Origin of the sequence: Paenibacillus odorifer (assembly GCF_000758725.1) — a bacterium.
GTDB classification, from domain to species: domain Bacteria; phylum Bacillota; class Bacilli; order Paenibacillales; family Paenibacillaceae; genus Paenibacillus_AQ; species Paenibacillus_AQ odorifer.
In genome coordinates, this window is record NZ_CP009428.1 from 983,460 (window position 1) to 1,004,822 (window position 21,363).

Sequence of the window (21,363 nt, forward strand, 5' to 3'; positions counted from 1 at the left end):
TTTTTTATATAGAGAATCTTGCCCTTGTTAAATTAGTATTTCTAGCTGCGACTTGTCAGATTCTTCAGCTAAACGTTGAATTTCTTGATAGGTAGCTAATTGTTCCGTCCGCTCATTGGTGTTCTCTTCAGAAGGTTTAATTTCTGTTGAACCTGCTTTATCGATCTGATCTTTAATTTTATCTCCCGTGTCTTTCATGGCATCGCCTAACGTTTCGTTCATTTCCGATAGTTTATTTTCTATTTTGGATAACTGCTCCCGTTTGGCTGTTGCAGAATGAGTAGAACGAGCCTCATCCAGCTCTATTTCCTTGGTCAGAACTTTAGCCTCGCCACGCATCTTAGTGTGGGTAGAAGAAACTACCTCCATTTGGCTAACATCTTGGCTTACAGAAACAAGCGTATTTAATCTTTCGTTTTGTATCTCTTGCTCGGTTTTAGGTTCATCCGATTGATTTTCTTTTTGAGCATTTTCTAAGTTCTTTTGTTGCTCTTCGAAGCTGTATTTTGCAATTTGTTGGTCAATCGTTTGGAGCTGCTTGTCGAACTCCTTAAGTTGATCTTGAATAGATTCGAGATTATGCGAACTTTTGGTAGTTCTTTCAATCAGACTGTTCTTACTGTCGATGATACTTTGTTTTTGTTTAAGCAGGGAGTTAACCATTCCGTCCATTTTGGATTGATTTTGAAAAGCGGCCTTTGCAGATTTACTTATTGATAATTTGTCTCCATTGCCATTACCACTAGTATTGCTGTTTGATTTCATGGTTTTATCGTTAGTTTGGTGACTAACAGAGACATTAAACCTCGTTCCCATAGATGAGGTCATATTCGTTATGTGCATGGTTCTTTATCCTCCTACGACGATAAGATCTATCTATAATATATCGGCAAATCAGCAGTAATACTTAATAAGGAGAGCTGTTAGCCGCAGCGCTGGTTGATGGATACTTAACGGCTTCTTTGTCCTAATTATCCTGGAATGTTATTCGTTTGCAGCGTGTCTAAAGATTTGATTAGCCTATCTGAACAAAGCCCGGAAGAGGAAGCTGTTTTCGATTCCAGGCTTTTTCATGTCTATTTTCCAGTGAATTTTTGTCGGAAGTGAGAGGGAGAGATGCCTTCTTTTTTGGAGAAGCAGGAAGAGTAGTAAGTAATATGATGGAAGCCAACCTCTTCAGCAATGCGGGCGATGGACCAGGAAGTCTGAATTAACAGCCGCTTGGATTGTTCTAGACGATAGGACAGGAGATAGGCCATAGGGGTCACACCATATATTTTCAGCATGTTTTTGGCGAGATAGTTGGGATGATAGTTAAGTTCTTTTTGAAGTAAGGAGTTAGTTACATCACGAGTATAATTTTGCCGAATGAACAATTCAATCTTCTCGGCGAGATGAATGGCGGTTGCATCTGATGCCTCGGCGAGATCGCGGTCCAAGAATTGCAGAAACTGTTGAAAGGAGGCTTGGCGCTTCCAGTTGCGCATCGATTGGGGTTCTTGTTCCAGATGGAAAAAGAACTCTAATACCTCCATTGCCTTCTCTGAAATTTTCATATACTTCGGAATAAAAATCGAGCATATATCGCAGTGATTTAAATAAGCTTTTTGTTTATGGCTCTCGATGAGCTCGCTCTGATTTTCCAGACATTCGTTCATATCCTGACACTCGATCCAGCTGCCGAAAGTCTGAAAATGAATCCAGATGATTTCTGTTTCGATAGGACAGGGGGCAAAGCCATAGTGATGGGCATCTGGTCGAAGGATGAGGAATTCTCCTTCCTTTAGCTCCCAGTGCACCTCGTTCTCGGCGATAGGCAACGTACCCTTTTTAACAATGATTAGATCAAATACGCCGATGCAATTACGACTGATATGATAGTCTCCAGCATTGTAGTGAGCACGGCCACAGTCTATGAAATAAGGAATAGGCGGTGTGATAAAGCTAAGAATCGGTGAGTTCATCGCGAGCCTCCAAAAGGTTGTAATTCCTAAAAATCAGGTTGGAATCCATCGTTTTTGCATGAAGTAGATGAGACTAGCCCGCACCTTTCCTAAACTCCGAAGGCGAGCATTTCATCGCTTTGCGGAAAACCTTTATAAAATAGCTTACATTATCAAATCCGACCTCGAATGCGATGTCGGATATTTTTCTTTCACTTTGCTGCAGCAGATCGGCAGCCTGGCGAATCCGGTAAGAGTTGATGTAATCGACTGGCGTTTTACGAGTCATCATTTTGAAGAAGCGGCAGAATTGCCCCTCGCTCATGGGAATAAGCTCTGATAGATCACGGGTACGGATCGGTTCCTGATAGTTATCTTGGATATAAAGGATCACCTTTTTAAGGCGGTTAATCTTGGTAGTATCTGCATCATCCGATTGGCTGCGGTTCTCAAATCGGCCCTCTGCGGTAATCTTGGAAAGCATGATTAGCAAAGTTCCTTTCATAAAGGTCTCAAATCCGGGCATTTTATTAGCGTATGCCTCCATCATTTGCTTCAGATGATGAAGCAGTTCCTGCTGCCAAGGGATAGCGGGTGTAATATGTCTCGGAAAGCTTTGGCGTTTCTCTTGCAGTGGCAAAATCGCGTTTTGCTGGATCGTATCGTACTGGGCGCTAGCCAAAAGATCAGGCAGAAATACAAGCGCACAGAATTTGCAGGGGGTGTCTTCGTTCAGCACATAGGCGGCGTGTATATCGCCAGATTCGATAAATACCGCTTCTCCAGCTCGGAGAGGAAAATATTCTGTGTCTACTTGGAACAGAATTTCTCCTTCTAGCAGCATAAAGAACTCCGCTTCTTCATGCCAATGTGTATCAAGTACATGCGTTCCGGATGGAAGCTCGATCCAATAAGCTGCGAGTGGAAACATACTATCTCCATGAACTCTGTTTTCTTTTAGCAAACTCTGAGTTGTACGGTCCATATAAACGCCTCTTTTCTTAAAAAACATCAAAATAGTGTTATAAATGAGCTATATAGTATTAGTTTTGTTCATTTTTTATCGGTATAATGCAACTATAAACACCAAATTGAAAGGTGGCAAGTACACAATGAAATTTACTGATGGTCTCTGGCTGGTTCGTGAAGGTATCACGATTAACGGCGCAGTTCAAAATTATGTTGTAGAAAAGACTCCCGAAGGATTAACAGCAATTACACAAACGACTCCAATCACAGGGCGCGCAGCAACGCTGAATTCAACCCTGCTTACTGTAAAATTCCATTCCCCGCTTCCAGGCGTGGTAGGCATTAAAATTATTCATCATGATGGTGTACAGGAACGTGGTCCGGTTTTCGAACTGACTAAAGGAACTGGCGATCATGTGAAGATTGAAGAAACGGATCTCGAAACCGTGCTGATCAGCGGCGGACTTCGTGTAGTGATTCGCAAAGGCGAACAATGGGCGGTTGACTTCTATCGCGGCGAAGAACGTATTACAGGCAGTGGCTTTAAATCCATGGCTTACATCACCGACCAAGACGGCAACACGTACATGCGTGATGAGCTGGATCTCGGCGTAGGCGAATTCGTATATGGTCTGGGCGAACGTTTTACAGCTTTCGTGAAAAATGGACAAACCGTAGATATCTGGAACAAAGACGGCGGTACTAGCTCCGAGCAAGCTTACAAAAACATTCCTTTCTATGTATCAAGCAAAGGTTATGGCGTATTCGTTAATCATCCGGAATTGGTTTCCTATGAAATCGCTTCAGAAAAAGTGAAAAAGGCCCAATTTAGCGTAGCTGGAGAAAGCTTGGAATACTTCGTAATCGATGGACCTACCATTAAAGACGTTATTAGCAACTATACTGCTCTTACAGGTAAACCAGCGCTTCCACCAGCATGGACTTTTGGATTGTGGCTGACAACTTCGTTTACTACCAACTATGATGAAGAAACTGTAAATTCCTTCGTAGAAGGTATGGCAGAACGTGATCTGCCGCTGCATGTATTCCACTTTGACTGCTTCTGGATGCGTGAGTATCAATGGACTGATTTTGAATGGGATAAACGTGTATTCCCAGATCCAGAGGGCATGCTGAAACGCCTGAAGGAAAAAGGCCTGAAGATCTGCGTATGGATCAACTCTTATATTGGCCAACGTTCACGCTTGTTTGAAGAAGGCAAGAAAAACGGATACTTGATCAAAAAGCCTAACGGTGACGTTTATCAATGTGACCTGTGGCAAGCGGGTATGGGACTGGTGGATTTCACTAACCCTGCGGCTTGTGAATGGTATGCCGGCTACCTGCGTGATTTGGTAGATATGGGCGTAGACAGCTTTAAGACAGACTTCGGTGAGCGGATTCCTACAGATGTAGTTTATTTCGACGGATCTGATCCGATGAAAATGCACAACTACTACACGCAACTGTACAACAAAGTTGTATTTGAAGTATTGGAAGAGAAGCTTGGCAAGAATGAGGCAGCATTGTTCGCACGTTCTGCAACTGCTGGCGGCCAACAGTTCCCAGTTCACTGGGGCGGAGATTGCTACGCAGATTATGAATCCATGGCAGAAAGCCTTCGTGGCGGTTTGTCCCTAGGTTTGTCCGGTTTCGGTTTCTGGAGTCACGATATCGGTGGTTTCGAGAACACTGCTCCGGCACATGTATTCAAACGCTGGTTAGCTTTTGGACTGTTGTCCAGCCACAGCCGTCTGCACGGCAGCACTTCGTATCGTGTACCTTGGGCGTACGATGATGAAGCTTGTGATGTTACCCGCTTCTTCACGAAGCTTAAATGCAGCTTGATGCCTTACCTGTATGATGTGGCTGGCCAGGCTGCAGAGCATGGCTGGGCTTCTATGCGGGCGATGGTTATGGAATTCCCGGAAGATCCAACATGCGAAGTGCTCGATCGCCAATACATGCTGGGTGATTCCTTGCTCGTAGCGCCTATTTTCCAAGAAAACGGCGAAGTGAAATACTATCTGCCAGCGGGTCGCTGGACACACCTGCTATCTGGTGAAACTGTACAAGGCGGATCATGGCGCAAAGAGAAATATGATTTCTTCAGCTTGCCACTGTTCGTTCGTCAGAACTCCTTGCTGGCAATCGGCAGCATCGACAACAAACCGGATTATGACTTTGCGGATGGCGTGAAATTTGGCCTGTATTCACTTGAAGAAGGTACTACTACTTCTGCAACCGTACGTGATCTTAAAGGTGCTCCTGAATTGACTGTGAAGGCTGCCCGCAAAGGCAACAGCGTAACAGTTACTGCAGAAGGCAGCGGTAAAGAATTCTCGCTTTCCCTTAAAGATCTGGGAGCTATCGCTTCCGTAGAAGGTGCAGAGCAAGTAGATGAGACTACAGTGAAAGTAAACGCAGGTGCAAAATCCGCATCGTTTACCATTACACTGAAATAAGATGATTTCTTAAAGCATATTGATATAGCCATAACCTCTCTTGTAGACTGGGTGAATGATCCGTTCCCTGGTTTATAGGAGAGGTTTTAGTGTTACAATCTTAACTAATAACGGGGGAAACGTTATGAATACTAATTTAATTAAGGGAAGTGGAGTTTTGAATCAGACGGACTATACCTCTGCTACGGTTCTTTCAACCGCCGCTAATTTTATAATGAATAGGCAAGAACCTTTTACACATACCTTCCGGACTTATATTCGTTTACGGGAAAACGGCCCGTTGCAGCTAAAATTTTGGCATAGCAATGCGGTGGATTCCACCTGGGACCAAGGGCTTGAAGCTTCAGGCAGTGAACCTGGGGGCAGTTGGGTGATCGAATCGGCTTTTATCGCGGATGGAGGCACTGAGCCAAACGGAGGTATTCTTGAGCATACACAACATGCTGTCACCTTTGAAGGCAATGTCTCCAAACCAGTAGCGGCCGGTGAATGCTTCTGGAGTGATGAGACAAGCATTAATCTACCCGATGGCCATTACTTAGCTTTTACATGGACGATTAAGACAACCGCTGCGGGCAAATCCATTCCTTTCAATGTAGAAGGCATGCTGGCAACCGCTTATGATGCGCCCGGAAATCTGGCTGCACAGGAATCAGCCGATGGATTTACAGAATCCGACAAGCTTCTGGTACTGCCAAGCTATATCGGGTATAAGAAAGCTGTGAATAAGAAGCTAGTATTTTTGGGAGATTCGATTACTCAAGGTGTGCGGACATTAAAGGACGGATACGAATATTGGGCAGCGAGAATTGCGGATGGTCTTGGTGCAGAGATTGGCGTATGGAATCTCGGCTCAGGCTGGGCTAGAGCGTATGATGTGGCTGCGGATGGCCCTTGGCTTCACAAAGCTAAACAGAGTGATGAACTGATGATTGTCCTCGGCGTAAATGATATTGATATTGGCTGCCGCTCTGCAGATGAGTTACTTGGTGATCTGACAACTATTATTGCTAAGATCAAAACAGCAAATGCTGATGCTAGTATTATTCTAAGTACGGTGCCGCCGTTTAATTTTCAGGAGGCAAGAGAAGAAACTTGGCGTAGAGTGAATCATGAAATCCTGACTAACCCACCCGCTGGAGTAGACCGTGTGTTTGATATAGCAAGCCTATTATCGTTGCCTGCACCAGACGATCACCGGATCAGACCGGAATATATGAGTGGACAAGACGACCCGCATCCGAACGGCATAGCCGGTAAGACGGTTGCGGACGCCTTTTTAAACTGGTATTGATCAACTCTTAAATGTGTCCCGGTAGTCCTTAGGTGAAGATCCGACCTGCTTCTTAAACACTTTGCTGAAATATTTAACATCATGAAAACCGACCATTTCGGAGATTTGGGTCAGCTTCAGACGAGGATTCTGCAATAGCAGCTTAGCTTTATCTATTCGGATATTAACAATAAAGTCGGAAAAGTTAATACCGTATTCCTGTTTGAATCGGCGGGAAATATATTCACGGCTAACAAAAAACTTTCCGGCCACTTCCTGTAAGGACAGGTCGGAAGCATAATTAAGCTCGATATATTTGACGATATCATGCATCGGATTACGTTCTTTAGCTTGTTTCAGGGCGATTACTTCGGCCAGCTCCTGCATTAGGGTATACGACCAGTCACGCCAAGCGAATAAGGAGAACGAGTAACCGTTCGTATAAGGAGCTGGGTGAAGCTGGTCGGCCTGTTCAAGCTCGGCCAGTGCACCTTCAGCTTCAGGGCCTAACATTTCCCGAACCAGCTGGGAACGAAATAATAGAGCATCATTTTTCCATGAGTTTAGGATTTCTGGTGTAACAATCCCGCCTCGGCTAAGCTCATCTACCCAGTGCTGCGCAGCTGTTGATAATATTTCTGGACTTCCGCTGATGACTGCCATTTTCCAATCTTCCTTGACGTCAGCAAAGTTCGTTGCTGATATATTACCGCGAACCTCTGCTTTGGCGATCTCTTTACGATCTCTGAACTCTTCGGAGGAGGAGGAGAAATGGCAGTAATCCTCATGAATTAATAAGTTTCGGCGTTGTAATGCCTCTGCCACCTCTGCACGCTGATAAGGTAACTGCTTAGGTAAGCTGCCGATGCTGCTGATTCCAAAATGCATTCGGACCTGCAAGGTAGAGTAGATGCCATGATTGATTCTGCCTATTAGCTCGACCACAGAGGTTTGAATATCCCACAGAATAATCGCAATCTCCGGAGGACCTCCCCAATAACGAAAAGCAACACCCTTATGCGGACTGTGCAAAAATTCATTACAAATATTGACGATGGCGTAGTTCATTAGCTCGGTGTCTCCGCCAAAACGTTTAATCAAAGGATTGTTACCCGCATCTGTCTGCACCAATATTAAGCGAGCGGAATGGATGTTTTCCGGAATGATCCTATCACTGCATAACCTCCGCAAAGATAAATCAGAATTGATCGGATCATCAATTAGTGCGGATAATAGCTTTTCCCCATAAATGGGCTTGAACTCATTAAGCTGAATACTCTGTTTCTGCCGCTCGCTTCGGTCATCTTCTTCTGAGCGCCAGGCTGCAACTGCCTTAGCTACCGCTACATTGATTGCCTCGGCTTCGATGGGCTTCAGGATATAATCAATCCCCCCATGCCGCACAGTCTGACGTACGAACTCAAAATCATTATGTCCGCTGACTACAATAAACTTAGTGTTGCCGGCGAATTCGTTCACCCAGGTCATTAACTCTATCCCGTTACCTGATTCCATCATCATATCCATAATGACTAATGCTGGTTTAGCCTGCCGGATGATCTCGATGGCTTCATTTCCATTTCCGGCTTCCAGAATTTCATCGATTTGATGGGCTTCCCAGTCGACAAGCAGTCTGACTGCCTTTCTAACTCTTGCCTCGTCATCAACAATCAACGCCTTCATATCTTTTCACGCTCCGCTATAATTTCAATTTCCAATTTCACTACTACTCCGCCTGCTCTAAGGTTATCAACAGTTAAAGTGGCGCTATCTCCGCACACAAACTTGAGTCGAGCCAGAACGTTCGGCAGACCAATACCTGATCCTGAAGTCTCCTTGGTTTGCTCTGTGTTTCTTAATAAATCTATATCTGTTCTAGTAGGATGCTGTAGCTTCTGCTTTAAAAGATCTAACTTCGCTGAAGGAATCGCATTTCCGTTATTTTGGATACAAATTTCCATCCGGTTGTCATCCACTTTTGCTGCGGTGATTTCAATGAATCCGTCACTGCGGGAAAGATTAAAGCCGTGTTTGAAATAATTTTCAACAATAGGCTGTAAAATCATTTTCGGCATAAACGTCTCTAAAAGTGATTCCTCCATATCGTAGCGGAAACTGAACTTATTTTCAAAACGTTCCTTTTGCAGTTCAATGTAGGCTTTGACATGATCCAGCTCATCCTTAACAGTTACGATCTTCTCCTCATTGTACATGCTGTAGCGCATCATTTTGGCTAGAGCTGAAAGAAGTGAGTAAATTTGGGGCACTTTAAGTTCTAAGGCCAGCGTGCCAATGATCTGCAATGTGTTATTCAGAAAATGCGGGTTGATTTGTGCCTGCAGAGCCCGCAGCTCATTGGTCTTATTGGACAATTCCAGCTTGTACTCCCTTAGGATCAGGTTGTTGATCGTGTCCATCATACTGCGGAATCGCTCGGTAACCACGCCAATCTCATCTTTGCCCATAGGTTGAATATCAACATCAAGATTACCGGTCTGCACCTGATTCATGTAACGAGTCAACTGCTTGATCGGGGCTGTGATTCGAAAAGAGATCAGAGTCGTTAAGGTGGCAATTGTAATTAATAGTAGAACAAGGAGGATTATATTGATCGCTGCCGCCTCGTTGGCTTCCCGGAAGAGATAGGACGTAGGAATCTGCTTCACGAGGGTCCAATTTAAACCTTGGGTTTCGATTCTCTGGTAAATAAACACAGCATCTTCCTCTTCAAAATACCCTTGGGAGCTTTGATTGGTAGCGATTTGCTTGTTGTACCAGGAGGCATGTAGACGCTTGCCGTATTCCTCACTGTTGCTTCCGTATACAATCTTGCCATCGCCATCCAGCAGCCAAATGTTTTCCTGTTTCTGATCATATAACTGACTGACGATGTCGGTAAGAGCCGTTAGCTTAACATCGATCGACAGGAAGCCGATTGGAGTGGTAGTTGGAATCCTTTCAATTCGTCTATGCAATGTGAACACAGGCTCCGGTATGAGTTGCGGGATAGGTGAAGTTAGGCCGTAGCTGTGACTTATATGTGTACTTTGTATAACCACAGGAGAACTGCTAGTGATATCTGAGTCGGCATAGGGAGGAATACCCTGCCAACGTTTGGGTGTATTCTGGGTGAGCAAAGTGGCTTTTCTATCCTTGGCACCGTACAGATACACCTGGGATATATCTGGCATGGATGAAGAAATGTAATTTAGAGAAGAATAAATTCGTGTATTTGCTGCCATATCCTCATATCCCGCTTCGAGCAGTCTGTAGAAATCTGAATCTGAATAAACGATAAGGGAGAGACGATTGATCTCCTGAATCAGACTTTCGATGTTTCTATTGCCTTGAAAGAGGAGGTTCGTATTCTCGTCTACTGCCCTTGTTCTTAGGGATTGAGTGCTATAGTGATAGCTAATAAACATGGTGGCCATAATACAAATTAACGTTGGCAGTAGGATAAAAACGATCAATTTTGTGCGAATCGTGTTCCATTTCATCGAAATTTGTCACATCCGATCAATATTTTACACCTGAAAGATCACTTTAGTAGGTGTGAGGTACCCTGAAAAAAACAGATAATATGTGTATAAAGCATAAACAAGTAAGTGAGCAAAAGAAAGGGGGGGGCAATAAATGCGCGGCACTAAGTTGTCCCAGTTAGGTCAACAGCTTTTTTTCGTTGGTCCGGCAGTTTTGTTTTTTACCTTAATAACGATTATCCCATTTTTGATGGGGATGTATTACTCTTTCACAGATTGGAACGGTGTATCCGGTAATGTAAGTTGGGTCGGATTTCAAAACTTTTCCACTATTTTCTCAAATGACCCTGACTTCTGGTCTTCCTTTTGGTTTACGGTAAGATTTACGGTGTTAGGTGTGATTTTGACTAACGTGGTAGGCTTCTTCTTGGCTTATCTGTTAACTAAACCTTTAAAGACACGTAACATGCTTCGGACCATTTTCTTTATGCCGAACGTTATCGGGGGGTTGTTGCTTGGTTTCATCTGGCAATTTATCTTCATCAAAGGGTTCGCCACTATGGGCGACCTGACGGGATGGTCCTTCTTTAATCTTCCTTGGCTCGGTGATGCCACAACAGGATTTTGGGCGATTGTAATGGTCTTTGTTTGGCAGTCTTCCGGTTATCTAATGGTTATCTACATTGCTTCGTTGAGTAACGTATCCAAAGAAGTACTAGAAGCGGCTGATATTGATGGGGCTTCCCGTTGGCAGGTGCTACGCAATATCGTAGTTCCACTAATTATGCCTGCTGTAACTATCGGATTATTCTTGGCCATTTCCTGGTCATTCAAAATGTTTGACCTTAACTTGTCCTTGACGAAGGGCGGACCGTTCAAATCGACAGAATCCGTTGCTATGAATATTTACAATGAAGCCTTCCTGAACAATCGTTACGGGCTGGGTACTGCAAAAGCGCTGCTGTTCTTTGTAATTGTAGCCATCATTACTCTGATTCAGGTCCGTATCACGAAGAGCAAGGAGGTTGAAGCGTAATGAAACCTACAGAAAAAAAGAGATGGAATATTGGCACGGAAGTGATAATGATCCTCCTGGCCCTGCTCTTTCTCTCTCCATTCTATTTCTTGCTCGCAAACTCGGTGAAATCCTTCGGTGAAATTCTGAGTGATGCGGCAAGCTGGCCAAAAGTATTTATGTGGTCGAACTATTCAACCGCTTGGAAATTAGCCCGTTTCGGTGAAGCTTTCCGAAACTCGGTTATTATCACAGTGATCAGTGTTATTCTAATCTCTCTGTTCAGTGCGATGGCATCCTATCGTATGGTTCGGGCGAATACGAAATTCAATCAGTTCTTGCTGCTTATATTTGTAGCGGCAATGGTAGTTCCGTTTCAAACGATCATGATTCCAATTCTGAAGGTCGTAAATGTTATTGGAGTAAACAACTCTTTCCTTGGTTTGATTATCACGAATCTAGGGATCAGTGTTCCGATGGCGATCTTCCTGTTCCACGGCTTTATCAAGTCCGTTCCTCTTGAAATTGAAGAGGCGGCTACAGTAGATGGATGTAATCCTATTACCGTGTTCTTCCGTATTGTGCTTCCTTTGCTGAAGCCAATGGTGATGACAACAATCGTGCTAAACGCACTTGGAATATGGAATGACTATCTGTTGCCATCCTTGATTCTTCAGGCACCAGAGCTTCGGACCATTCCACTGGCGACTTTCTCCTTCTTTGGTCAATACACCAAACAATGGGATATGGCACTTCCGGCTCTCGTAATCGGGGTCGCACCAATTATCATTTTCTACCTGTTTATGCAACGTTACATTGTTGAGGGAATAGCGGCTGGCTCGGTGAAAGGTTAACACCGAGCCCTCCGTTCCAAATATTTTTTAAGCAGTCCACTATTTTAAGGGGGAATATATAATGAAGAAGAAACACTCCGCAGTTGCTCTATCAGCAGTAATGGCAATGAGTTTAGCTCTAACGGCATGTGGTGGTAATAATAACGCTTCTAGTAACTCACAAAATGGAAGCGCTGGCACAAATTCAGGTGAAGTGAAGACCGTTAAGATCTTCCAATTCAAAACTGAAATCGTAGAAGGCCTCAATGAGCTTAAGGTTGAATTCGAAAAAGAATACCCTAACATCAAGCTGGATATCCAAACAGTTGGTGGTGGTGCGGACTACGCAGCAGCATTGAAAACTAAATTCGCTTCCGGCGATGCGCCTGATATTTTCTCCAATGGTGGATATGCAGAAATGGAACTTTGGGGAGACAAGATGGAAGATCTGTCCGACCAACCTTGGGTAAAAGATCTGATTCCTATGGCTGCAGAGCCTATGACTAAAGATGGCAAAGTATACGGTATGGCAATGAACCTTGAGGGTATCGGTATTGTGTATAACAAGGACTTGTTCGCTAAAGCGGGAATCACTGAAACTCCAAAAACATTGTCACAGCTTGAAGAAGCAGCTAAAAAGCTGCAAGCTATCGACGTAACTCCTTTTGGTAATGCATATCAGGAATGGTGGCTGCTAGGTAACCAAGGGATCAGCGTAGCCTTTGCACAACAAGATAATGTAGATGAATTCATCAAAGGTTTGAATGAAGGAACTGGTACAATTGTAGGCAATAAAACGTTTGAAGAGTGGAGCAAGTATCTCAAACTGACTTTACAATACGGACAAAAGAATCCTTTGACCACAGATGCTAACACTCACCTGGCAATGTTCGCAAAAGGTGAAACTGCAATGATGCAAGAAGGTAACTGGGCACAAACTCTTGTTGATAACATCACTCCTGATATGAACATTGGTATGTTCCCTATGCCAATCAATGAAGATGCTGAGAAGAATGACAAAATGACTGTAGGTATCCCTGCGAACCTAGTAGTCAACAAAGAATCCGGTTCTAAAGAAGAAGCAAAAACTTTCTTGAACTGGTTGGTAACTTCCGATATGGGTAAAGAGTATATCGTTAAAAAATGGAAATTCATCCCTGCTTTGTCCACAATCGAAGCAACACCTGAAGACATCGGTATGCTTGGAGCAGACGTATGGAACTATGTAAAAGAAAACAAAGTTTATGGCCTGCAATCCTCCAAATTCCCTGATGGTGTAACGCAAGAATTTGCCAGCGTGATCCAACAGTTCATCGCTGACAAGGTTGACGTTAACGGCTGGATGACTGGTATGCAAGCTGCATGGGACAAGCTTAAAAAATAAGTAAAGCACATTTATAGAGAAGATTTAATGGATATTAGTGGTTAACAGAAGCGCTCTCCGTATACCTCATCAATTTGAGACGGGGAGCGCTTTTTTTGGGAACCAGGGCTGAATATCAAGGGATGGGGAGAAGCGCCAATGAAACGATATGATCATGTTCAGATGGGTGTGGACTATTACCCGGAGCATTGGGATGAATCCATGTGGGAACCAGATATCAAGTTGATGAAAGAAACAGGTGTTAAAGTAGTCCGGGTTGCTGAGTTCGCATGGAGTCGACTGGAGCCAACTGAGGGGAATTACCAGTTCGAGTGGTTGGACCGCGCGCTGAACCTTTTTCATCAATATGATCTGCAGGTTGTGATGGGTACTCCAACAGCTACACCGCCAAGATGGTTAACGACGAAATTTCCAGATGTGCTTCCGGTGTTTGCTAATGGAGAGACCTTTCACCCGGGGGTACGTGGACACCGCTGCTATAACAGCACATCACTGCGTGAGTATGGCAGCCGTATTATTCTGCGTCTTGCCGAGCGTTACAGTGAACACCCGGCTGTCATAGGCTGGCAGACTGATAATGAATTTGGCATGTTGGATTGTCATTGTGACGCTTGTAATACTGCTTTTCGAGCATGGGTACAAGCTAAATACGGAACACTGGATGAGGTCAATGCAGAATGGGGAACCGTAGTTTGGAGCGGGGAGTACAGCGATTGGAATGAGCTTACCGTGCCGCTGGGCGGATCACCTCATCAGAATCCATCTTTTCTGCTGGATTTTCAGCGGTTTCAGTGGGATTCGGTGGTAGCGTTTCAGACGGCGCAGATCAATATTTTGCGTATGATTTGTCCAGAGCATTTCATAACCCATAACTTTCACAGCTATCCGCAGCGTCTCGATATGTACGCAGTGGGTGCAGATCTGGATGTGGCTGCGTTTGATTATTATCCGAATACTTCGCCAACCAAACAAGATACGACGCCTTATAGCGGAGCGCTTTCATTGGACGTAACCCGTGGCATTAAACGTCAAAACTTCTGGATTATGGAGCAGCTGAGTGGATCGCCGGGTTGTTGGATGCCGATGTGGCGAACCCCTTATCCAGGACTGATTCGTGCCTATGCATGGCAGGCGATTGCTAGAGGTGCGGATACGGTTGTTCATTTTCGCTGGAGAAGTGCAACTTCAGGAGCAGAACAATTCTGGCACGGGCTGATTGACCACAGCAATGTTCCGGGACGCAGATTAGCGGAGTTCACGCAGCTATGTCATGAGGTTAATAGGCTGAGCGACAAGCTCCAAGGAACGATGCTGAAAAACGAAGTGGCTATCCTCCATTCCCATGAAGAGAAGGCCGCACTGGATATTCAGCCGCAGGCAGAGGGCTTTGATTATTATGAGAACATTAAGCAGATTCACCGGGCGGTAACCAAGCTTGGCATCGGCTGCGATGTTATCGACCTCAGACAACCGCTTGATGGATATAAAGTAGTGATCGCTCCGAATTTATATTTGCTGGATGAGGAGATCGTACGTAATCTGGAGGATTTTGCCCTCGCTGGCGGGACCTTGCTGATCACCAACCGTAGTGGTGTCAAAAATATAAACAACATCGCAGTCATGCAACCGCTGCCCGGGCAGCTGAGCTACTGTACCGGCGTTGAAGTGCTGGAGTATGATCCGATTGGCGCTGAAACACATGCCATCATGGACGCGGAGGGTAACCAATACGAATGTACGCAGTGGTGCGACATTCTCCGGCCGGTAGTGGCCCAGCCGATTGCTTGGTATGGTGATGATTTCTATCGCGGCACACCCGCTGTAACTGTTAATTCCTTCGGTAAAGGTCAGGTTTATTACTTCGGAACTCATGCGGAAGAGAAGTACTGGTCAGTTCTATTAGAGAACCTGACTAAGGAAAAAGGGTTGTTACGCTTTGAAGGATTGCCAAACGGAGTACAAGCCTCCGTGCGGACTGGAAATCAGGGAAGCTTCTTATTCCTGCTTAACCTGAGCCGCGAGTCGGTGATCGTTCCGTTGCCACGAGAATACAGCAGCCTGCTGGATAATAAGATTCGATCGGGAGAGCTCCAGCTCGAGCCGTATGGAGTAGAGGTGCTGGAGATTTGAGTGGTTTTGAGTAAGGAGGTATTGAAGTGGGTTTGAGAGTGTGGCAGAAGAGAGGAAAGTGGAGTGGGGGATGTGTAGAGTAGGGTGAAGTGAAGGTTGGTGAAGATGGAGTGAGGGATGTGTGGAGTAGGGTGAAGTGAGGTTGGTGAAGATGGAGTGAGGGATGTGTGGAGTAGGGTGAAGTGAGGTTGGTGAAGATGGAGCGAGGGATGTGTGGAGTAGAGTGAAGTGAAGGTTGGTAAAGATGAAGTGAGGGATGTGTGGAGTAAGGGAAGAGCGGTGTAGGGGAATGTGTGGAGTAGGAATAGTGAAGTAAGTGGAAGTGTGTAGTAAAAAATGAGTGGAGTAGGGCATGCAGAAACTTTAACAGAAGCACAACAGAAAATAGTTGCACTTCGTACACTTATTTGAAGTGTTGGAGTGTTTAATTGGTTTTAGTTGCACTTTGTGCAGCTAAAAATCGGCTTATCCCGCTGCAAGGCCATTTTCCGAGAATATAGTTGCACAGAATACACTTATATGGATAATTTCTGCCTTGCAGGCTATTTTAAGTGTACAAAGTGCAATTATTTCGTTTGACTTACTCATACTGAACTGAAGAGAGCTGCACAATGGACTCCATCATGATCAGATTTCCACATGGACTCCAACATGATCAGATTTCCGCATGGGCTCCAACATGATCAGATTTCCGCATGGACTCCATCATGATCAGATTTCCACATAGACTCCTATCATGTACAGATCTACACGATCCAGCTCAGAGGTGCCGCACACTCGCAGCCAAATGCACCCAGCCAACGTACCGTACCGCACCGCCCATTTCTACACAATAGTAGCGCATACCATACTCTTACTACGTTCTAGCCGCATATTCCCAGCGAGCAATTTTTCCACAGTGGGCGGGACATTTTTAATGCAGGCGTCTAAATTGCTCCGGCGTAGTCCCGGATTGCTTGCGAAATGTGGCTACATAGTGACTGACATCGCGGAAGCCGACTAGCTGGGAGATAGCTTTTACCGTAAGATCGGGTTGGCTTACGAGCATTTCTTTGCTTTTGCGGATGCGTAAACGTACGAAATAGGCATAAGGCGAGAGGCCGAAAGTTTGGACGAATAGGTTGTTAAGATAGCGCCCAGATACCCCTAGTTCATCGGCTAGATCGTTCAGTCCGAGATCAGGATCGCCATAATGGCTGTCCATCCATTTTAGCAGTGGCTGCAGCTTATCTACATTGCGGGAAATCGCCGTATTGTTATGAAGCTGGCCATATTTACTCAAAGTAAGCAAAAAACGATAAGCATCTGTGGAGGCGCCGAGACCAAACATATCCTGGTAGGCATCATGACGATCCAGCATTTCCTTCAGCAGATTGGGGAGAGGCGCTTCATTTTCCCAACGGTAAAAAGAATTACTATTCATCCCAAGCGTCTCCAAAATTGATTGTGCCGAATCGCCACCGAACGTTAGATAATAGGTACCCCAGTTTTTAGTGGAGGCCTCATAACGATGGGGTGTATAGGGAAGTAGTAATACGCCGCTGCCTTCAGGCAAGGAAAAGGTTTTATTGTCAAAATGGATAATCCCTTCACCTTCTGAGGTTTGAAGCCAATGATACGTGTCATAGCCATCGGGGCGGGATACTTTTTCCTGATCATGATTGTGCCCCATACTGTCTAAAGTGATTGGCAAGTGCTGTCCACCTTCATGGACGAATACGATCCTGCGATGCATGATTTCGGACAATGCTATCCTCTCCTGTTAGTTCTATATTCTTATATGTATGAGACATTATTTTATATTTAAAGGGCAACCTTAACCATTTACAATAGATATATAATTATACTATAAAGGGTGTGCGAAGTGTGATTAACGATAAATTACCTAAAATTTGGTACGGTGGAGATTACAATCCGGAGCAATGGGATGCGCCTGTATGGGCTGAGGATGAACGGATGTTCAAGCTGGCGGGAATTGATGTTGCCACAATTAATGTGTTTTCCTGGGCTTTAATTCAACCTTCCGAAGATACTTATGATTTCTCCTCATTGGATGAATTAATGGATAGACTATATAAAAATGGAACTTATGTATGTCTAGCTACAGGAACAGGAGCGCATCCAGCTTGGATGGCTCACCGATATCCTGAAGTGACACGTGTCGATGTCCAGGGCAGAAAACGTAAGTTCGGTGGACGTCATAACTCCAATCCGAACAGTTCAGTTTACCGCAAGTATGCAGCGAAGCTGGCTGGTAAGCTGGCAGAACGCTACAAGGATCATCCGGCACTGGTAGCTTGGCATATTTCTAATGAATATGGTGGCTATGATTATTCCGAACAGTCCGCTGCTGCCTTCCGTGTCTGGTTGAAGGAGCGTTATGGTTCGCTGGATGCTTTGAACAAGGCTTGGAATACACGCTTTTGGGGACATACGTTTTATGATTGGGAAGAAATTGTGGTGCCAAATGAGCTGAGTGAAGAATGGAACGGTAACCGTACTAACTTCCAAGGGATCTCGTTGGACTATCGCCGTTTTATGTCTTATAGCTTGCTCGAATGTTACAAAATCGAATATGAAGCGATCAAAGAACACAGCACCAACGTACCTGTTACAACGAACCTGATGGGCTTTTATCCGGAGCTGGATTATTTTGAGTGGGCCAAGCATATGGATGTAATTTCTTGGGACAACTATCCTTCACTGGACACACCGGTCAGCTTTACAGCAATGACACATGATCTTATGCGTGGATTAAAAAATGGCCAACCGTTCATGCTGATGGAGCAAACACCGAGCCAGCAGAACTGGCAACCGTACAACTCTTTGAAACGTCCAGGCGTTATGCGCCTATGGAGTTACCAGGCTGTAGCGCGTGGTGCAGATACTGTGTTGTTCTTCCAGCTGCGTCGTTCGATAGGGGCTTGTGAAAAGTATCATGGAGCGGTAATTGAGCATGTGGGTCATGAACACACACGGGTATTCCGTGAATGTGCTGAGCTGGGCAAAGAGCTGGAGCAGCTTGGAGATCAACTACTGGATGCGCGCAGTGCGGCTAAAGTAGGGATCATCTACGATTGGGAAAATCGTTGGGCACTTGATCTATCAAGCGGTCCGTCGGTTGCCTTGGATTACGTGAATGAAGTTCACAAATATTATGATGCGCTGTATCAGCAAAATATCGAAGCCGACATGATCGGGGTCGAAGAGAACCTGTCCAAGTATGAAATTGTTATCGCACCTGTAATGTACATGGTCAAGCCAGGTTTTGCAGAGAAGGTTGAAGCCTTTGTAAAAGCGGGCGGCACATTCATTACGACTTATTTCAGCGGTATTGTTAATGAGAACGACCTTGTAACGGTTGGAGGTTATCCAGGCGAATTGCGTAAGGTGCTTGGAATTTGGGCAGAGGAAATCGATGCATTACTGCCAGGTATGAGCAATGAGCTCGTGCTGGATAAAACGTGGGGTAGCTTGAGTGGTTCTTATAAATGTGATCTGCTCTGCGATCTGATCCATGCCGAAGGGGCAGAAGTTTTGGCAGAGTACGGTTCTGATTTCTATAAAGGAATGCCTGCACTGACTGTGAATAAATTTGGAGAAGGTAAAGCTTATTATGTGGCGACTAGCCCAGAAGCTGGATTCCTGCAAGGTTTCCTAGCGAATCTGTGTGCCGAAAAGAACATTCAGCCGCTGGTAACTGCACCGGAAGGTATCGAATCTGTTCAACGTGTGAAGGATGGCGTATCTTATCTGTTCTTGCTGAACCACACCGCTGGTGATTTAAGCGCCGATATTGGGGCGGCTGAGCGTACTGATCTACTAACAGGTAATGTAATTAGCGGTTCAGCTGTTGTGCCGGGTCGCGGAGTATTGATTTTGTCGTATAAAAAATAGTTGAGTCTCATCTAACCTATATAAATTTGAAATCCCCACTACAAAACGCTTTTATGAAGCTGATCGTAGGTGGGGATTTTTTCTGTTATCTTTTGGTGTTTCAGTCGCTGCTCATTTTGCCTTCAGCCGTACCCATTGGGTTTCCGCTGCTTAAAGTAATGCTCTCCGCCAAAGTGGAATCGGATTTCAGCGTATATTGGATAATGTCACCAGCTTTCAGGTCAGCTAAGCTGATCGTGTTCTCCTGACGCGTGCCATTGTCGGAGGTCACCGTTACAATTTTGGTATCAGCATCAATTGTAATATCTGTGGTTTCCTCGGAGAAGGTTTGCTGCATCCCACCACCCTGTGGTCCACCATCTTGTCCACCGCCGTCAGGGCCACCTCCTTCCGGCATCCCCCCCTCTGGAGGTGTACCGTTTTCTGACCCTTGATCACCTTCGGGTCTTTCCTGTGGAGTACCGGCCTGACCATTTTGCTTATCGGCTCCAGCCGTATCTCCAGTGCCTTGTACGGGCGGGGAAGGCATTTCTGACGTATAGATTGTAATCGTGTTGTCGCTAATACTCTTAATCTTGCCGAAATTCATAGACATGTCAGGTCTGCCGTTTTGTTGATTGTCGTTTCCTTGAGATTGCTGTGCCTCAGTGTTATCTGCGGGTGCCGTGTTCGCTTGGTTATTAGCGACTGCTGTTCCTTCGGCCTCCGAGTTCGTGCTGCAGCCAGCCAATAGTAGAGAAGCGAGTAGACTTCCTGAGATCATAATCGGTATTAATTTCTTCATTTATTTTCTCTCCTTAATAGTTTTAGATTGATTAGGAGAAATATATCAGACGGTTCTGAAAGGTTGCTTAAGATCAGCTGAAAGTTTGCCTAAAGAAATAGATCAAGGAAATGCTATATAATAATGATATAAGTGGGGTAAAACTCTACAAAGGTAAGTCATGGTAAGACATAACCAACGTTCAGGAAAGAGGCAGTGCATGAAGAATTTACTCGTAACAGGCTACCGTGCGCATGAGCTCGGTATTTTTGACAATAAACATCCGGGAATTCCTTATATCAAAAAGGCGCTGTCTAACAGATTAAAACCGCTAATTGAAGAAGGCGTCGAATGGATTATTACCCCCGGCCAGTATGGTGTCGATCTTTGGGCTTGTGAGGTGGTAAGTGAACTCAAGACTCAATATCCTGAATTGAAATTGGGGATCATTACGGCGCATACTGGACAGGAAGAGAAGTGGAAGGAAGAGAAGCAGGAGGAATACCGACGTATTATTGCGGGTGCGGACTTTTGCAGGGCGGTCAGTAATGCCCCTTATGACGGCAGCTGGCAGTTCAGGGCCAGAGATGACTTGTTGTTCCGCAAAAGTGACGGAATATTGCTCTTTTATGATGAGGATGCGGCGGAAGGCAGCCCGAAGTTTTTTAAAGAACGAGCGCTGAAGCTGCATGCAGAGGGAGACTACGAGCTGTTTCTTATTCATTCTGATGAGATTCAAAATATTGCCGATGAAGAAAATCAGCGAGATTATGAATAAAGCTACGAACGAAGACATCGCGAAATAAAAAAGCCCGAATCGGCATTGGGAAATCACCGTTACGGGCTTTAGTTTCTATTTGAACGAGAGGTGGAGAATAGGATGAGTGAGGTCAATCAAGCAGATATTTGTTATGTTATTTTGCTTAGCCCGACGAATCAAGACCGTAGAGACATGGAGATTATTCGTGGTCATGTTAAACATTTACAAGAGCTGGACCGCAAAGGACAATTAGTGCTGTGTGGTCCATTTAGTGATTGTCCTGGCGGCATGGTTATTGTAAAAGCGAACTCACGCGAAGAAGCCGTTCTCCTTGCCGAAAAAGATCCTTACGTGCTGTCTGGCATTCGTAGCTATGAAGTGCGTACATGGAGTCTGTCCCATGAGGGAAACAGGCATTTAGGTATTGTTCCACTCCAGGAATAGGTTTA

The 21,363-nt window shown here is 44.9% G+C and carries 16 protein-coding genes; 9 read left to right on the forward strand and 7 right to left on the reverse strand.

Annotated features, from left to right (window positions below; all coding sequences use genetic code 11):
• Positions 1 to 27 precede the first annotated feature (27 nt).
• From PODO_RS04195 to PODO_RS04205, 3 genes are all read right to left on the reverse strand, one after another.
• Positions 28 to 843 carry a hypothetical protein gene (locus PODO_RS04195; protein ID WP_038568828.1) on the reverse strand — a complete coding sequence of 272 codons (816 nt, stop codon included), beginning with the start codon at positions 841 to 843 and terminating at the stop codon, positions 28 to 30.
• 233 nt (positions 844 to 1,076) lie between these two features.
• Entirely contained in the window at positions 1,077 to 1,964 is an 888-nt protein-coding gene (locus PODO_RS04200; RefSeq protein ID WP_038568830.1) for a helix-turn-helix transcriptional regulator, read from the reverse strand.
• A 73-nt stretch (positions 1,965 to 2,037) separates the two neighbouring features.
• Complete coding sequence (locus tag PODO_RS04205; protein WP_036680763.1) at positions 2,038 to 2,928, reverse strand: AraC family transcriptional regulator; 891 nt, start codon at positions 2,926 to 2,928, stop codon at positions 2,038 to 2,040.
• Between the two features lie 127 nt (positions 2,929 to 3,055).
• On the opposite strand from PODO_RS04205, the gene yicI reads away from it, so the two are divergent.
• Entirely contained in the window at positions 3,056 to 5,377 is a 2,322-nt protein-coding gene (yicI, locus tag PODO_RS04210; protein ID WP_038568831.1) for an alpha-xylosidase, read from the forward strand.
• Between the two features lie 124 nt (positions 5,378 to 5,501).
• Entirely contained in the window at positions 5,502 to 6,671 is a 1,170-nt protein-coding gene (locus PODO_RS04215; RefSeq protein WP_038568833.1) for an SGNH/GDSL hydrolase family protein, read from the forward strand.
• On the opposite strand, the gene PODO_RS04220 is transcribed toward PODO_RS04215, so the two are convergent.
• Together PODO_RS04220 and PODO_RS04225 are read right to left on the reverse strand one after the other, a co-directional pair.
• Positions 6,672 to 8,333 (reverse strand): response regulator transcription factor, encoded by a 1,662-nt coding sequence (locus tag PODO_RS04220; RefSeq protein ID WP_038568835.1) that lies wholly within the window; start codon positions 8,331 to 8,333, stop codon positions 6,672 to 6,674.
• Complete coding sequence (locus PODO_RS04225) at positions 8,330 to 10,150, reverse strand: cache domain-containing sensor histidine kinase (protein ID WP_038568837.1); 1,821 nt, start codon at positions 10,148 to 10,150, stop codon at positions 8,330 to 8,332. Before PODO_RS04225 ends, PODO_RS04220 begins: the two co-directional genes overlap by 4 nt.
• 136 nt (positions 10,151 to 10,286) lie before the next feature.
• On the opposite strand from PODO_RS04225, the gene PODO_RS04230 reads away from it, so the two are divergent.
• The 4 genes from PODO_RS04230 (at position 10,287) to PODO_RS04245 (ending at position 15,494) form a co-directional block, all read left to right on the forward strand.
• Positions 10,287 to 11,168, forward strand: coding sequence for a carbohydrate ABC transporter permease (locus tag PODO_RS04230; RefSeq protein ID WP_036680772.1), 882 nt, complete (start codon positions 10,287 to 10,289; stop codon positions 11,166 to 11,168).
• Complete coding sequence (locus tag PODO_RS04235; protein WP_036680774.1) at positions 11,168 to 12,001, forward strand: carbohydrate ABC transporter permease; 834 nt, start codon at positions 11,168 to 11,170, stop codon at positions 11,999 to 12,001. The genes PODO_RS04230 and PODO_RS04235 overlap by 1 nt, the downstream gene beginning before the upstream one ends.
• Positions 12,002 to 12,062: 61 nt before the next feature.
• Entirely contained in the window at positions 12,063 to 13,364 is a 1,302-nt protein-coding gene (locus PODO_RS04240; protein WP_094902687.1) for an ABC transporter substrate-binding protein, read from the forward strand.
• Between the two features lie 138 nt (positions 13,365 to 13,502).
• Entirely contained in the window at positions 13,503 to 15,494 is a 1,992-nt protein-coding gene (locus tag PODO_RS04245; protein WP_038568841.1) for a beta-galactosidase, read from the forward strand.
• A 913-nt stretch (positions 15,495 to 16,407) separates the two neighbouring features.
• Here the strand turns inward: PODO_RS04245 and PODO_RS04250 are convergent.
• A complete protein-coding gene (locus PODO_RS04250) occupies positions 16,408 to 17,241 on the reverse strand; it encodes an AraC family transcriptional regulator (RefSeq protein ID WP_244886422.1) in 834 nt (277 codons plus the stop codon).
• A 119-nt stretch (positions 17,242 to 17,360) separates the two neighbouring features.
• On the opposite strand from PODO_RS04250, the gene PODO_RS04255 reads away from it, so the two are divergent.
• The gene (locus PODO_RS04255; RefSeq protein WP_038568843.1) at positions 17,361 to 19,391 is read left to right on the forward strand and encodes a beta-galactosidase; all 2,031 of its coding nucleotides are present in this window, start codon (positions 17,361 to 17,363) and stop codon (positions 19,389 to 19,391) included.
• Positions 19,392 to 19,491: 100 nt separating this feature from the next.
• Here PODO_RS04255 and PODO_RS04260 read toward each other — a convergent pair whose 3' ends face one another.
• Complete coding sequence (locus PODO_RS04260; protein WP_038568845.1) at positions 19,492 to 20,175, reverse strand: hypothetical protein; 684 nt, start codon at positions 20,173 to 20,175, stop codon at positions 19,492 to 19,494.
• A gap of 199 nt (positions 20,176 to 20,374) precedes the next feature.
• On the opposite strand from PODO_RS04260, the gene PODO_RS04265 reads away from it, so the two are divergent.
• Both PODO_RS04265 and PODO_RS04270 read left to right on the forward strand, forming a co-directional pair.
• Positions 20,375 to 20,932, forward strand: a complete 558-nt coding sequence (locus PODO_RS04265) for an SLOG family protein (RefSeq protein ID WP_038568847.1) — start codon at positions 20,375 to 20,377, stop codon at positions 20,930 to 20,932.
• Between the two features lie 102 nt (positions 20,933 to 21,034).
• Positions 21,035 to 21,358 (forward strand): YciI family protein, encoded by a 324-nt coding sequence (locus tag PODO_RS04270; RefSeq protein ID WP_052096790.1) that lies wholly within the window; start codon positions 21,035 to 21,037, stop codon positions 21,356 to 21,358.
• The last annotated feature ends 5 nt before the right edge of the window (positions 21,359 to 21,363 follow it).

Bases quoted from the DNA above. Each gene is read 5' to 3' on its own strand.
- PODO_RS04235 (WP_036680774.1), top strand. From the start codon at position 11,168: ATGAAACCTACAGAAAAAAAGAGATGGAATATTGGCACGGAAGTGATA.
- PODO_RS04240 (WP_094902687.1), top strand. From the start codon at position 12,063: ATGAAGAAGAAACACTCCGCAGTTGCTCTATCAGCAGTAATGGCAATG.
- PODO_RS04215 (WP_038568833.1), top strand. From the start codon at position 5,502: ATGAATACTAATTTAATTAAGGGAAGTGGAGTTTTGAATCAGACGGAC.
- PODO_RS04265 (WP_038568847.1), top strand. From the start codon at position 20,375: ATGAAGAATTTACTCGTAACAGGCTACCGTGCGCATGAGCTCGGTATT.
- PODO_RS04220 (WP_038568835.1), bottom strand. From the start codon at position 8,333: ATGAAGGCGTTGATTGTTGATGACGAGGCAAGAGTTAGAAAGGCAGTC.
- PODO_RS04205 (WP_036680763.1), bottom strand. From the start codon at position 2,928: ATGGACCGTACAACTCAGAGTTTGCTAAAAGAAAACAGAGTTCATGGA.
- PODO_RS04260 (WP_038568845.1), bottom strand. From the start codon at position 20,175: ATGAAGAAATTAATACCGATTATGATCTCAGGAAGTCTACTCGCTTCT.
- PODO_RS04230 (WP_036680772.1), top strand. From the start codon at position 10,287: ATGCGCGGCACTAAGTTGTCCCAGTTAGGTCAACAGCTTTTTTTCGTT.
- PODO_RS04270 (WP_052096790.1), top strand. From the start codon at position 21,035: ATGAGTGAGGTCAATCAAGCAGATATTTGTTATGTTATTTTGCTTAGC.
- PODO_RS04245 (WP_038568841.1), top strand. From the start codon at position 13,503: ATGAAACGATATGATCATGTTCAGATGGGTGTGGACTATTACCCGGAG.
- PODO_RS04195 (WP_038568828.1), bottom strand. From the start codon at position 843: ATGCACATAACGAATATGACCTCATCTATGGGAACGAGGTTTAATGTC.
- yicI (WP_038568831.1), top strand. From the start codon at position 3,056: ATGAAATTTACTGATGGTCTCTGGCTGGTTCGTGAAGGTATCACGATT.
- PODO_RS04200 (WP_038568830.1), bottom strand. From the start codon at position 1,964: ATGAACTCACCGATTCTTAGCTTTATCACACCGCCTATTCCTTATTTC.
- PODO_RS04225 (WP_038568837.1), bottom strand. From the start codon at position 10,150: ATGAAATGGAACACGATTCGCACAAAATTGATCGTTTTTATCCTACTG.